General features: G+C 50.6%; 14 protein-coding genes. 7 read left to right on the top strand and 7 right to left on the bottom strand.

The genetic code is table 11. From position 1 onward, the window contains the following. The first annotated feature begins 167 nt into the window (after positions 1–167). The 3 genes from KJY73_RS01885 to KJY73_RS01895 are packed head-to-tail and all read left to right on the top strand — an operon-like array spanning position 168 to position 3,458. Positions 168–779 (top strand): c-type cytochrome, encoded by a 612-nt coding sequence (locus tag KJY73_RS01885; RefSeq protein ID WP_214339779.1) that lies wholly within the window; start codon positions 168–170, stop codon positions 777–779. Beyond that, positions 776–1,957, top strand: a complete 1,182-nt coding sequence (locus KJY73_RS01890) for a cytochrome-c peroxidase (RefSeq protein ID WP_214339781.1) — start codon at positions 776–778, stop codon at positions 1,955–1,957. Before KJY73_RS01885 ends, KJY73_RS01890 begins: the two co-directional genes overlap by 4 nt. Then, a complete protein-coding gene (locus KJY73_RS01895; protein ID WP_232848370.1) occupies positions 1,950–3,458 on the top strand; it encodes a parallel beta-helix domain-containing protein in 1,509 nt (502 codons plus the stop codon). Before KJY73_RS01890 ends, KJY73_RS01895 begins: the two co-directional genes overlap by 8 nt. A gap of 172 nt (positions 3,459–3,630) precedes the next feature. Here the strand turns inward: KJY73_RS01895 and KJY73_RS01900 are convergent, their stop codons facing one another. From KJY73_RS01900 to cysG, 3 genes are all read right to left on the bottom strand, one after another. Next, positions 3,631–4,098 carry a CreA family protein gene (locus tag KJY73_RS01900; RefSeq protein ID WP_214339783.1) on the bottom strand — a complete coding sequence of 156 codons (468 nt, stop codon included), beginning with the start codon at positions 4,096–4,098 and terminating at the stop codon, positions 3,631–3,633. Between the two features lie 335 nt (positions 4,099–4,433). Beyond that, complete coding sequence (locus KJY73_RS01905; RefSeq protein WP_214339786.1) at positions 4,434–5,114, bottom strand: TetR/AcrR family transcriptional regulator; 681 nt, start codon at positions 5,112–5,114, stop codon at positions 4,434–4,436. Positions 5,115–5,123: 9 nt separating this feature from the next. Further along, positions 5,124–6,497, bottom strand: a complete 1,374-nt coding sequence (gene cysG, locus KJY73_RS01910) for a siroheme synthase CysG (RefSeq protein WP_214339788.1) — start codon at positions 6,495–6,497, stop codon at positions 5,124–5,126. A 330-nt stretch (positions 6,498–6,827) separates the two neighbouring features. Here cysG and KJY73_RS01915 point away from each other — a divergent pair, with 330 nt between their 5' ends. Next, on the top strand, positions 6,828–7,520 hold the full coding sequence (locus tag KJY73_RS01915) for a hypothetical protein (RefSeq protein WP_214339790.1): 693 nt from the start codon (positions 6,828–6,830) through the stop codon (positions 7,518–7,520). On the opposite strand, the gene KJY73_RS01920 is transcribed toward KJY73_RS01915, so the two are convergent. Beyond that, the gene (locus KJY73_RS01920; RefSeq protein ID WP_214339792.1) at positions 7,517–8,017 is read right to left on the bottom strand and encodes a GNAT family N-acetyltransferase; all 501 of its coding nucleotides are present in this window, start codon (positions 8,015–8,017) and stop codon (positions 7,517–7,519) included. The genes KJY73_RS01915 and KJY73_RS01920 overlap by 4 nt on opposite strands. A 123-nt stretch (positions 8,018–8,140) precedes the next feature. Between KJY73_RS01920 and KJY73_RS01925 the strand changes: the two genes are divergently transcribed. Then, the gene (locus KJY73_RS01925; RefSeq protein ID WP_214339794.1) at positions 8,141–9,460 is read left to right on the top strand and encodes a Na+/H+ antiporter NhaC family protein; all 1,320 of its coding nucleotides are present in this window, start codon (positions 8,141–8,143) and stop codon (positions 9,458–9,460) included. Here KJY73_RS01925 and KJY73_RS01930 read toward each other — a convergent pair. The 3 genes from KJY73_RS01930 to KJY73_RS01940 all read right to left on the bottom strand — a co-directional run bounded on the left by KJY73_RS01930 (position 9,457) and on the right by KJY73_RS01940 (position 11,851). Beyond that, on the bottom strand, positions 9,457–10,044 hold the full coding sequence (locus tag KJY73_RS01930) for a TetR/AcrR family transcriptional regulator (RefSeq protein ID WP_214339796.1): 588 nt from the start codon (positions 10,042–10,044) through the stop codon (positions 9,457–9,459). The genes KJY73_RS01925 and KJY73_RS01930 overlap by 4 nt on opposite strands. Continuing rightward, entirely contained in the window at positions 10,041–10,907 is an 867-nt protein-coding gene (locus KJY73_RS01935; protein WP_214339798.1) for an alpha/beta hydrolase, read from the bottom strand. The genes KJY73_RS01930 and KJY73_RS01935 overlap by 4 nt, the downstream gene beginning before the upstream one ends. A gap of 86 nt (positions 10,908–10,993) precedes the next feature. Beyond that, positions 10,994–11,851: a LysR family transcriptional regulator gene (locus tag KJY73_RS01940; protein ID WP_206592300.1), complete on the bottom strand. Its 858-nt coding sequence runs from the start codon at positions 11,849–11,851 to the stop codon at positions 10,994–10,996. Between the two features lie 344 nt (positions 11,852–12,195). On the opposite strand from KJY73_RS01940, the gene gcvT reads away from it, so the two are divergent. Beyond that, complete coding sequence (gene gcvT, locus KJY73_RS01945; protein WP_214339800.1) at positions 12,196–13,278, top strand: glycine cleavage system aminomethyltransferase GcvT; 1,083 nt, start codon at positions 12,196–12,198, stop codon at positions 13,276–13,278. A gap of 28 nt (positions 13,279–13,306) precedes the next feature. Continuing rightward, positions 13,307–13,696, top strand: a complete 390-nt coding sequence (gcvH, locus tag KJY73_RS01950) for a glycine cleavage system protein GcvH (protein ID WP_214339802.1) — start codon at positions 13,307–13,309, stop codon at positions 13,694–13,696. Positions 13,697–13,704 lie beyond the last annotated feature (8 nt).

The following is a 13,704-nucleotide window of genomic DNA, read 5'->3' on the forward strand; positions in this document are numbered from 1 at the left end:
CCGGAAGTAAAAATTCAGTGGTTTATTCTTCCGCCTTGGTGACCTGTCTGGCCCAACCAGTGTAAGGACTGAAAATGTAGGACGCCAGTACTAAGTTAAAAAAATGTTTTAATTGGTACTATGGTTCCACTAGTATGCATGGTACAAATAAATGATGAGAACCTGCCATGAACACAAATACCATGCGCTTTATGTTGTCTTGTTTGCTGTTGCTGAGTTTGCCTGCTTTGGCCGAGCCGGCGAAGTTATATGCGACTTGTGGTGCCTGTCATGGGGATAAAGGACAGGGGAATCCACAACTGCAGGGGCCGGTATTAGCTGGTTTGTCAGCCGACTATCTAACCAGGCAAATGCACGCCTTTGGGCAAGGCTTGCGAGGTCAGCATCCAGATGATAAAGCGGGACAGCAAATGGCGATGATGGCCAAAACACTGCTTCCCGAGGGGACGGATATTCCTGCACTTAGTGCTTACATTGAAGCTATGCCAATACCAGAACAAACCATCAGACTGTCTGGTGACCTTAAAACCGGAAATGCGTATTACCAGAATAACTGCGGGGCATGCCATGGTGGACAGGGGCAAGGAAACCCGGCTTTTAAGGCTCCCCGTTTGGCCGGGCAGGACATAACTTATGTGCGACGTCAGTTTATGCATTTTAAACAGGGCATAAGGGGTGCGGCGAAAGAGGATAAGCCTGGCCGCCAAATGGCCATGATGGCCAATACCTTGCCAGAGGATAAAATTGACGACGTAATGGCCTTTATCAGCTCATTATGAAATACCTATTCTTATTACTTTTAACCAGTAGCGTGGCCATACAGGCCAGCGAGAAGTGGGTACTGAAGGAGAGCTGTCCGCCCAGTTTTGAGCTGCGTGACGGTCAGTGCTTTTTGGTCAATCGTTATCAATTTTACGATTCACTGCAAAATCGTGGGGTAGGTGGGACACAAACCGGATTGCCGGAATTTCGTGACGGCTTCTCGCCACAACAGATCGATCTTGGCCGCTATTTGTTTTTTGATCCTCTGCTATCAAAAGATGGCTCATTATCCTGTGCCAGTTGTCATCAGCCTGAGCTTGGTTTTGCCGACGGTCGGCCGCGCAGCATTGGCATGGACGGGCAGGTGGTAAAGCGCGCTGCCCCCAGTTTATGGAATGTCGGGTTTTTAAAAAAACTCTTCTGGGATGCCAGGGCCAGCACTCTTGAAGAACAGGCGGTCGGCCCCTTGTTCGCTGCGGATGAAATGGCCAATACACCGCAGAAGTTGATGGCTGATCTAGTTGCCAATCCGCTGTATCCCGAGCTTTTCAAACAGGCATATCCTGGGCAGGCAACACCGCTGAGCCTTGAGAATGTTTTGCATGCCCTGGCGGCCTTTCAAACCTCACTGGTATCTCTTAATAGTCCTTATGACCGCTATGCGTTGGGCCATCATGCCGCCCTGAGCGATGAGGAAATCGCCGGTATGAATGTGTATCGGTCTTTTGTTGCGCGCTGCTCTGAATGTCACACGCCACCGCTTTTTACCAATCAGCAAATAGCGGTGATTGGTACACCTGAGCCCGAGGGCGTGCCGCTGGATATTGGCGCGGAAGCGACTTTTCATGCAGCAAAACTTAAAGGCGGCTTCAAAGTGCCGACCTTGCGCAACATAGTTAAAACCGCCCCTTATATGCACTCTGGCCGCTTTGATTCACTGCGTGATGCGGTGGAGTTTTACACCAAAGGTCGCGGCCATGCAGTGCCTGCCGGCGTAGAAATGCAGATTCATTGGCATATATGGGAGCCAAAACTCACCGATCAGGAGATTGACGATATTGTCACCTTCCTGGGCGCATTAACCGATGAAAGCCTGATGCCGGAAACGCCGGATAAGGTGCCGTCTGGCCTATCACCACTGACGGGGTTTCAACCAACACTCAACCAACCACAAGCGGAGCATACCGATGAGTAAGGGCAACATTTTTGCCGTGGTGTTAATCGTAGCGGCATTTTTTGTCGGTCGGCACTGGTTTGCCGATACGCCGACCTTGATGACAGACAGTCGAAGCGGTGCCGGTTACAGCGGCGGAACAGAATCGACAGGCAGCACACGAAGCGGCTTGGTGCGGGCTATCCATACCGCGCCACGCACCGGCACGGTACACGAGGTCCGGGAAGGGCAGTTGATCATGGATAAGGTCAAGATCGCCGAGCCGGGCGATACCATTTTGGTCTACCCCGGAAACTATTCCGAGACAGTGTATATCGACAAAGACAACATCCGTCTGTCAGGGGTCATTGAAGAGGGCAAGCGCGCAGTGCTTGACGGCAAGGGCCATCTGAATGATGCGGTGCTGTATTCTGGCAATGATATTGTGGTGGAAAACCTGCTGATCACTAAGTACAAGGGCAATGCCATTATGGGGCAGGCCGGTAATAACTTTGAGATCCGCAATAACATCATTGTTGATACCGGCGTTTACGGCATATTCCCGCAGTTGGGTAAGAACGGCATTGTCACCCATAACGTGATCTCAGGTATTGAAGATGCGGCTATTTATGTGGGCATGAGTGACAACATTCATGTGGCGCATAACCAGGTATTTGACAGTGTGGCCGGTATTGAGATTGAAAACAGCCGCCATGCCATAGTCGAGAACAACTATGTAACTAATAATACCGGCGGAATTCTGGCCTTTATTACCCCAGGATTACCGGTGAAAACCACTTATGATGTGATTATCCGCAACAACTTTATTGTAGGTAACAACCATAAGAACTTTGGTGCGCCGGGCAGCACGGTGGCGGGCATTCCCCCTGGCACAGGAATTCTGATTATGGCCGCTGATGAGGTGGTGGTAGAAGGCAATATTATCAGCGACAACAAAACCGCCGGGATAATTATCACCGACCACAACAATGCCCCGAATACCACTATAGATCCCGAGTCGGATCCTGCGCCGGATAAAGTGGCGATTCTGGATAACCTGATGCACAACAACGGCTACGACACTATTGATGAAGCCAAAGCATTGATGCTGACTGAATTTAAAACCGGTAACCCAGACATTGTCAGAGTGGGTGTCAGCCGCGACAGCTGTATTATCAACCGCCATCAGTATGTGACTGTGGGCGTGGATAACTGGGCCGAATGTGGTTTTACCCATACCGGCGATATTATGACGTACTTGCTGGACAAGCCGGTAGAGCCCCGTGAGATTGACCCTTCTGAAGCGGGTAAGGTGGCTTACCTGGGGATCTGTGCCGGGTGTCATACCTACACGGGCCGCATGATTGGCCCACCAGTACAAGTGATCCAGGCGCTGTATATGGAAAACCCTCAGGGTATTGCCGACTATATTGCCAATCCGGTGAAAAAGCGTGATGACTATCCGGAAATGCCGCCTCAGGATTATCTTGATCCAGCGACACGTATGGCGGTAGCAGAGTATATGCTGACGGTGAGTAAATAGACTCGCGGATATCAGCTTGCAGTTGGCAGGGATGTAGCTTCTGCCGACTGCATGCTGTTTGTTGGCCGTTCAGGGAAGCTTTTGTTATCCCAGGCTATCAGTAAGTTAAGGTGTTGGGCTAGTGCCCAACGCGTGTCAGTTAGACCTTAAGCAAATCATTGTCTTGCAGGCTTTAGTCAATTTTGACAATGTTTAGATAAGCTTCTGTTCCCCACAGCGGTACTGTCGACAAACTGTGTTTAAAACTCCCCGAGGTTTCTTTGGTGGAGTAGGAGACATACATCAGTGTCTGATGTTCAGCATCAAAAATACGCCTGATTTTCATGGACTTAAAGAAAATGCTTTTGGATTTGCTGAACAGCACCTCGCCGGACTTACTTTTATCAATCTGGGCAATCATGGCTGCCGTAATGGGTCCAGTCTGACGGCACGCTATAGCACTATCTGACGGGTCGGCCAAATCCAGATTGGCCTCAATGCTGGAAACGTGGCAGGTCACTCCGGTTACCACCGGATCAGTAAACGCATCCAGCTTGATATCTTTAGTGGTAAATAATCCCAGCGATACATCACCCACTTCGTTGGGGCTGCATGCTGACAAACAGGTCAATGCGGTGAGCAGTAATAAAGGGCTGCGCATGGGGGTTATCCAAGTGGCCAATCGTGAGGTTATAGTGCCATAGACTAGGCACAAAACCTTGCTGGAATTGTTAAGAATTTTTAGTCTTTTAATGCAAATGTTCTGCGTATCCCATCACCAACAGGGTTTTTGGGCCGATCATGGCCTTCAGTCTGAGAGAGTCGATGGTGAATGCGCCAGACCGCAGCGGCTTAATATTTTGAATGTAAAATTTTCAAGAATAATTATGCTTTAATCTTTAGGGATGGACTGCGAGCAACCCTCGCTGAGCCGGTTGGGTAATTAGCCCTCGCCAACGTGATTTAATCAGGGCCAGAATTGTTGGTTGGAATTTCTTAACCCAATTCGAACAGCGGCCCGGCTAATAAGGCGCTGAGTACCGATTCAACTAACTGCATATCGGTACCTGACCAGGGATTGGTCAGTAACTGATATTCAAGATGATACAGGGTACCCAATAAAATTTGTGCGCGCTCTTGTGCCTTGTCCTGGCCTAAGCCGGTAAAAAAGCTTTCAATAGCCCGAGTCATCAACAACTGTGGATATTGATAGAGCTCAGCCAGTTTTTCGTTGCGTAAGGCTTCCTGACGAAAAGACCACTCCACTATACGGGCATCTTTATCCTGAACCTGATTTTCGATATGTGAGACCAAAAAGCGCAGTAGATCTTCTTTTAGGCGTTTTTTATCTGCGTGTCTCTCGAACTCTTCCAGGGCTATCCAGGCGCTGCGTTCCAGTAGCTGCACGTGGCTGGCATTTTGTTCGGTAAAGTACACAAACGCGTCGTGGATCAAACACTCTATGGTGTCGAAGTAATAAGTCGTAGCCGACAGCGGCACCTGTGCTTCTTTGGCGACGGACCTGTGCCTTACCTCACGGATACCGTCTCTGACCATGATGGTCAATGCCGCACTTAAAATGCTGTCGCGTCTTTCCTTGCTGTCCTTGCGCTTGGTGGGACGCCCTGTGTACTGCAGGTTTAACTGGTCAAGGGCCAGCGTGTTCCTTGTCTGCATTCTTTTACCTTATGGATTAAACCAGTTGAGTTTATCCCTTAATGTCACCACAGTGCCAACAATGATTAAAGCGGGTGGTTTGATGTGGGCGGCCTTGTGCTCAATGTCAGCCAGGGTGCCGGCAACCACTTGCTGCTGATCCGTGGTGGCCTGTTCTACCAAAGCAATAGGCATATCGCTTGGCATACCGTGCGCAATCAGTTCACGGCAAATCACAGGCAAGCCGGTCAGCCCCATATAAAACACTAGCGTCTGGCGCTTTTGCACCAAGGCGGGCCAATCCAGGTTAATACTGTCATCTTTCAAATGGCCGGTGGCGAAGACCACTGACTGGGCATGATCTCGATGGGTTAAGGGAATACCGGCATAGCTGGACGCGCCGCTGGCTGCAGTGATACCTGGTACCACTTCAAAACCTATATCATGGGCAATCAGCTCTTCAATTTCTTCACCGCCGCGACCAAATATAAAAGGATCGCCGCCTTTCAGGCGTACCACGCGCTTACCAGCTTTGGCTTCTCGTACCAGCAACTGATTGATATCTTCCTGCGGCAGGGTATGGTTACTGGCCGCTTTGCCTACATAGATCTTCTCGGCATCACGACGCACCATATCCAGAATATCCTGTGATACCAGGCGGTCATATACCACCACATCGGCTTTTTGCATTAAGCGCAGGGCCCGGAAGGTTAACAGCTCAGGATCGCCGGGGCCAGCGCCTACCAGATACACTTCACCTTCAGTTTTTGGGGCGTCCTGCTGCAACTTGGCTACCATCATTTCCCTGGCTAGCGGGCTATTGCCTTTGAGAACCTGCTCGGCTACTTCACCGTCAAATACTTCTTCCCAAAAATAACGACGCTGGGTGACATTGGCAAAGCGTTGCTTGACCTGCTCTCTGAAACTATCGGCGAATTCGGCCAGGCTGCTGATTCGTCTGGGCAAAAAAGCTTCCAGCTTCTGGCGCAAATAGCGCAGCAGAACTGGTGCACTGCCACCGCTGCTCATGGCAATCAAAAGCGGGGAACGGTCAATAATAGAGGGGGTAATAAAGCCGCAGAGCTTGGGGGCATCCACCACATTCACCAGCAGTTTGCGCGCTTTGGCCTGATGGCTGATTTGCGCATTTAGCTCTGTGTCATTGGTGGCAACAAATACCAGTTGTGCCTTATCCAAATCCGATTCCAGATAAGGACGTTGTTGCAAGCTGAGCTTGCCACGTGCTGCCAATGCCTGGATAGCTTGGCATGCCTCAGGGGCCACAACTTCCACCTGGGCATGAGTACGCATCAGCAATTCCACTTTTCGGGCCGCGACCTCGCCAGCGCCCACCACCAGAACCTGGAGTGTATTGGTATCGACAAAGAGCGGGAAGTACTGCATCTGACATATTCATAAAGTGGATATAGCCTTCATTTTGGCAGAGCCTCTTATAACTACATAATATTAATTTATAAAAACATATAATCATTTTTCAAAATAATGCTCATTTCATAAACGTTCACCGCTATCGCCCAGAAAGCTCTGCATGTTTTTCAAGAAAGAAAATTCTCTTTTATTAATCTGATAAGCAACGCAACAGAGGGCGGGAAATGGGTGTCTATGTCCATTCAGAAATTAATTGTCGACAATTGTGGCTTTTGTAATTAATGAAGTCTTGTTTATATGCGTTTTTCACTTATTATTGTCGACAATGTTTGTTTGGGATTACCTATGTCGGCATATAATCTGCTAGGGGCGATTAACAGCCTGTTTATTTTTATTAGTGTGCTGGGGGTGTATTCCCAGTTGCGTAAGATTTGGGGCCGTAAGCGCACTCTGAAAGCAGGAGATGCCACTGCAATATTGTCGCTGAATCAATTCGCCATCAGTTTTCTGGCGTATTTTTCCTTCTTTGTATACGGATACAGTCTGACACCAGTGAATCACTACCTACTGTGGCCGCGTCTTGCTGCTGCGGTATTAGTGGTCGTGATTTTGTATGAAATATTCCGCGATAGGAGAAGCCGACTGGCGCGTTTTTGCTTTGGCATGGCAATGATAAGCCTCGTGCTGGGCATTGCCGGGTTTATCGGTCTGGACAGTATTGGGCCGCGCACTAAGTTGGTGTCGACAATATTGATTGTGGCCATTACCTTGTTACTTGCGCAGGGATATGCTCATCAAATTCTGCTGATAATACGAAGCGGTAGTACCGGCGCTGTGGATATTCGTATGAGCCAGTTCATCCTAATGATGGATATCTCCACCATTACTTTTGCTTGCAGCATGGGAGTCGCGGATGGTTGGCCACTTTCGTTACTGGCTTGTGTCAGCGGCATAACCAAGCTGATCATTATGTATCTGTTTTACTGGGTGCGAGTCAGTCCCAGAGCCCTTGCCAGGCGAGAGGCCCTTACGGGTTAATACTGGACGCTATAACAGACGCACTCGGTACCCAAATGGGCAACCTGTTTTTCGTAGCGCATGCCGAGTTTTTGCAGTAAGCGGATGGACGACTGGTTATCCGGCATGGCCAAGCCAATAATCCGCTTCAATCCGAGCTGATGCTGACCAAATTGCATAGCCGCCTGCGCGGCTTCCAATGCTAAGCCTTGCCCCCAATAGTCGGGATGCAGGCGATAACCTATATCTGTTTCCTGCATATCTGTTAGGTACTTCAAACCGCAAAAACCGATAAACTCGCCGCTGCCTTTATGGATCACGGCATGGCGACCATAGCCGCAGCGCTGATAGTCACGCAGCGGACTGGTTTGCAGATAATAAGCGGTATCTTCCACGCTGTGTTGAAGTGGGCCGATATAACGCATCACCCGCTCATCACTGTTTAGGCGGTGCAGTGCTGCGGCATCCTCCAGGGTTAACGGGCGCAGCAGTAATCTTTCGGTGTACAGACTTTGCATGGTGATCTCACTAAAACGGGAGACGCAAGGTTAGCAGAAAGCCGCGGCAGAAAATAAAGCTTGTTTCACCGATGGTGACTATTTACACTTTTAGACGTCTAAACGTCTTTATGGTAATCACTTTTGACCGACCTTCATGCACACTCGGCTCGTGGTAAATATGCGCTGTTACCCCTCGGCCTGTTTCTTTTGCTATTCCTCGGCGCTGGTTTTTACTACCAGGCGCAAGGTGTGGAATTTGCTTTTTATCAATTGCCTGCACCTGTGGCGATTTTACCCGCGGTACTGCTGGCGGTGTGGCTATCCAAAGACTCCTTAAACCGCACTATCGCCCAGTTTACTGAAGGAGCAGGGCATCAGGATATCATGACCATGTGTATGATTTTCCTGCTGGCCGGCGGCTTTTCGGCGGTGGCCAAAGCCACAGGGGGCGTAGATGCCACTGTCGCGCTGGGCGTAAATTTAATCCCGGCCAAATTCCTGCTGCCGGGCCTGTTCCTGTTGGGGGCTTTTGTTTCTACCGCCATGGGTACGTCTATGGGCACCTTAGCGGCCATGGCGCCAATAGGTATGGGCATGTCGCAGGTGACAGGTATAGATCCGGCACTGATGGCCGGGGTGCTGATGAGCGGTGCGATTTTTGGCGACAACCTGTCGATTATCTCCGACACCACCATTGCGGCCACCCGTACGCAAGGCTGTCAGATGCGTGACAAGTTTGTCGAAAACCTCAAGATGGCGCTTCCGGCGGCACTGGTGACGCTGATCCTATTTGCCTGGGTAAGCCCTCAGCCAGAGCCTGTTACAGTGGATGATGGAAATCCCTGGCTGGCTATCCCGTACTTGCTGATTTTGGTGTTGGCGGTATCCGGTGTGAACGTCTTTGTTGTGCTGGTGCTGGGGATTATCTGTAGCACACTGATGGGCGTATGGCAGGCAGATTACGCATTAAATCAACTGGGTAAAGATATCTACGCGGGTTTCACCTCCATGCAGGAAATCTTTATGCTCAGCATTCTGATTGGTGGTCTGTCAGGTTTAATGCGCTCCCAGGGCGGGCTGGATTACCTGGTGGCTAAACTGCATGCCTTATCACAAAAACTTTCCCGTCATGCCCATGCCAGTCATAGCTTTGCCATTGCTGCCCTTATTGCCATCAGCAACCTGTGTATCGCTAATAACTCGGTGTCTATTATTGTGGTAGGTGAGGCGGCGCGAAAACTGGCCGAGCACGGCGAAATTGCCCCCAGGCGCAGTGCCAGTTTGTTGGATATCTTTGCCTGTATTGTACAGGGGTTAATCCCATACGGTGCGCAGGCGCTGTTATTGGGCGCCAGCTTTGCCATTTCGCCGGTAGAAATTATTCCTTATGTGTTCTACTGCTATCTGCTCGCTATTGTGGCCTGCGGCTATATTGTCTGGAACCTGGCGGCCAAGCGCTAAATTCGTAATAGCTTTTTAAGGCTCTGCCGGTAAAGCAGAGCCGCTTGCTCCTTGCCTAAGCTGTCGCGCAGCAACAAATGCCCCAAATATAAACTGTAGAGTTCGTAGGCAAGACCCACCTGATTGATATCCGTGGGCAGCTTTTGTTGCTCAACGGCTTTGGCCACCTGGCGCTGCAGATAGCCGAGCAATCGGCCTTGTTGCTCAAGGGCAAACTGACGCACCGGGCTGTCCGGGCGGTTTTGGTATTCCACCGCCGCTTTAATCAGCGGGCATCCCATACCGCTCTCGCCCATCACCCGTCCGGCCCAGTCGGTCCAGGCCAGCATCAGGGCTTCAATTCTGACTACGGGGTTATCCTGGCGGGTCGGGATCAGCACCTGTTGCATAAACTGCTGTTCAATATATTCCAGGATCGCCATCTGCATGCTTTCCTTGTCCTGGAAGTGCGAAATCACCCCCGTGCGCGACAAGTTGCATAACTTGGACAAGGTGCCGATGGTGATATCGGCCAGCCCGTATTTGCTGCTGTGTTTAAAACCGGCATCCAGAATGTGCTGCCGGGTGCGTTCGCCTTTATTCATGTACCGACCAGAATGGACGAGATTTGCTTGATAACCCCAGTATCCCTCAACAGTTTGTTATGACCAAGGTTTTGTGTCAGATAAAGGGGCGTACCCTGTTGCTCACTAACATGGCGAATATGCTCAATAGGGGCAAATTTATCGTCGGTATCGTGGATCAGGTACAAGCGGTCGGCACACTTATGCAAATGATGCTGATATTGCAGTTGCTGCCATTTGGTCTGGTACTGGGCCGAAATCCGTTCCAGTACCAAGGCCAGCATTTTGTGCGAGATCCCCATGCGCTCAACCTGCACAAACATCAGGTCAAACAAACGTATGGGCATGGCAATGAGAATGACCTTGAGGCCATCCAGATATTCCGCTTTAAGGTTTAGCGCGGCAAGCCCGCCCATGGAATGGCCGATAATGGCCGCCACCTGTTCACCCTGCTGCTTAAAATGCGCCAGTAAAGCTTCTTTCGCTTCAATAAATGCCAGCAAGTGGGCGTGTTTGCCCTCTGACTGGCCATGGGCCACATGGTCTATGGCGGCCACCCGGAAGCCTTGCGCTAGTAAAGACGGGATCATAGTTTCAAAGCAGCGGCTGTTATCGGCCCAGCCATGGCTGGTTACTACCCAGGGGCCGCTCTCGCCAAACAGATGCACCTTAACCTGGCCCTGACGGGTGTTGAATGACCAATGGCTGTGTGGGGTTACCTGCTCAAAATGCCTGACCCTTTTGCCAAAAGGCCTAAGCAGCATCTGCCTGCCCAGCCACAGTGCCAGCCCCGGCATTTTATCGCTTAGAAAACCTGTGGTCTTGTAGAGCAAAGCTTGCGCAAAGTTATGCTTTGCTCTGTCGGAAAAGTAGTTCAGTGCCATGAGCGTTTTGATTGAATAGTACAGTTGTACTTTTAAAATAGTTCAACTGTACTATTTTGGCAATAAAAAAATCTCAAAGGGTTTTATCAGGCAGCTAGGTAACTTAAGCGCGAGCGGATAAACTCCGCCAGTTTAAGGCTGGCCTGTGGGTGTTTGTTAGACTGAATAAACAGACTAATACCTACTTTGCCAAGGGGCGGTAGGCTGCGATGGCGGATTAGGGTCAAGTCGGCGGGTAGGGTACTTTTGGCCAGCACCGTCACCCCCAAGCCCTCTTTTAGGGCAGCGGTAATGCCGCCGATATCGGCGTTGGTGTAACTGATGCGCCAGGGCTGGTTAGCTGCTTGTAATCGCTCCAGGGCACGGCGCCGATAAATACAACCGTTTGGGGCTACTACCAGGGCAACCTTATCGTCGTTGGGGCGGTATTGCGGGTTGGCAACCCATACCAACTCATCCTGTAAAACGGTTTCCGGCTGGTTAGGGTGGGGCATATCATCCAGCGCCAGAATCAAATCAAACTGGCGGCGGCGCTCTTTATCCAGCAAAGACTTACTCAAATCGCAGGTGACTTCTAATGTCACATCCGGATAAGCCTTATTAAAGTCACCGATAATGCTCGGCAACAGGCTGGTGGCAAATTCGCTGGGCAGGCCAAGGCGTAACTGACCACTTAACTGGGTTTGTTCAAACTGGCGGAAAATATCATCGTTAATGGCCAGCATCTGTAACGCTTGCTGGTAGAGCTGCATACCTTCGCTATTGACCTGCTGGCGCTGACCCTGGCGGCTGAACAGTTTACGTCCGAGCTGTTCTTCCAGGCGTTTGATCTGCAGGCTGATGGCCGGTTGCGAGCGGCCAAGAAAATCCCCGGCCTTGGCATAACCGCCCATTTCCACCACAGTGACAAAAGCACGTAAATTATCCAGAGACAGTTGTTTCATGGTCGTCGCGTTAGGTGTTAGGTGCCAGGCGAGAGGTGTAAAGTGCCTTGCACCAGTGCGGGTGAATCGGAGATGGCGGCGATAAATGAGGTAAAAGGCGTATTTGGGTTGCCTTTTGATTATTGACCCTTATGGTTTCCTCACTCCTCACTCCTCACTCCTCACTCCTCACTCCTCACTCCTCACTCCTCACTCCTCACTCCGTTGGCATCAGTATCCTTAATGATGTGCGGATAATACATAACAAAAGTTAATCATTCCATTTAGATTTCCAATTTGTTGCCCTATGGCGAAGCTCCTATAATCAGGCCACATTTTTTGAACCTGACAAGAGTGCCAAAGCCATGACCAACAAGACTGTGCTGCACCCCAAACATCTTGAAGCCGGTGCCAAAATGGTGGATTTCCACGGCTGGGAAATGCCCATCAACTACGGCTCGCAGATTGAAGAGCACCATGCTGTGCGTAACGATGCGGGTATGTTTGACGTATCGCACATGACCATTGTTGATATCAAAGGCGCTCAGGCCAAAGCTTACCTGCGTTACCTGCTGGCTAACGATGTAGACAAGCTCAAAGACAAAGGCAAAGCACTGTACAGCGGCATGCTGAATGAAGCGGGCGGCGTGGTAGACGACCTGATCGTGTACTTCTTTGCTGACGACGATTACCGCCTGGTAGTGAACTCGGCCACCCGTGAGAAAGACATTAACTGGTTGAACAAGGTTGCCGAAGGCTTTGACATCCAGATCATCGAGCAGCCCTGTCTGGCGATGATCGCCATCCAAGGCCCCAATGCCAAAGCAAAAACCGCCGAGCTGTTCAGCGACGAGCAAAAAGCCGCCGTTGAAGGTATGAAGCCATTCTTTGGCGTGCAAAGCGGTGAGCTGTTTATTGCCACCACTGGCTATACCGGTGAAGCCGGTTACGAAGTGATGGTACCGGCTGAGCAGGCCTGTGATTTCTGGCAAAAACTGCTGGACCTGGGCATTCAGCCTTGTGGTTTGGGCGCGCGCGACACCTTGCGTTTGGAAGCAGGCATGAACTTGTATGGCCAGGATATGGACGAAACCATTTCCCCACTTGCGGCCAATATGGGCTGGACCATCAGCTGGTTGCCTGAAGAGCGCGATTTTATGGGCCGTAAGGCACTGGAAGAATACAACCGCAGCGGTAAAGACAAGCTGGTTGGCCTGGTGATGGAAGAGAAAGGCGTACTGCGTGCCGGTCTGACTGTTAAGGTAGAAGGCGGAGAAGGGGTGATTACCTCCGGCACCTTCTCGCCAACTCTGGGTTACAGCATCGCCATGGCTCGCGTGCCTTCTACCGTAAGGGATACAGCCGAAGTGGAAATGCGCAAAAAGTGGGTTACAGTAAGAGTGGTTAAACCCAGCTTTGTCCGTAACGGCAAAAAAGTCGAACACTAAAAACGTCAAAAGTATTAGAGGAAATACAATGAGCAACATCCCTGCCGAACTGCGTTATGCCGCTTCTCATGAGTGGGTGCGCCCCGAAGGTGACGGTGTTTACACCGTAGGTATTAGCGAACACGCCCAGGAACTGTTGGGTGATATGGTGTTTGTTGAACTGCCTGAAGTAGGCAGCAATGTCAGCGCCGGTGACGACGTGGCCGTGGCCGAGTCGGTAAAAGCCGCCTCTGACGTATATGCGCCAATCAGCGGTGAGATCCTGGCAGTAAACGAAGAGCTGGAAGACTCTCCTGAGCTGGTTAACTCTGACCCCTACGGTGACGGCTGGATGTTCCGCATCAAAGCCGACGACGAGAGCGAACTGGCTGAGCTGCTGGACGCCGAAGGCTACGAAAACAGCATCGACGAAGAGTAAGATTTTTA

This window comes from Bowmanella yangjiangensis, from assembly GCF_018531185.1.
Classification (GTDB): domain Bacteria; phylum Pseudomonadota; class Gammaproteobacteria; order Enterobacterales; family Alteromonadaceae; genus Bowmanella; species Bowmanella yangjiangensis.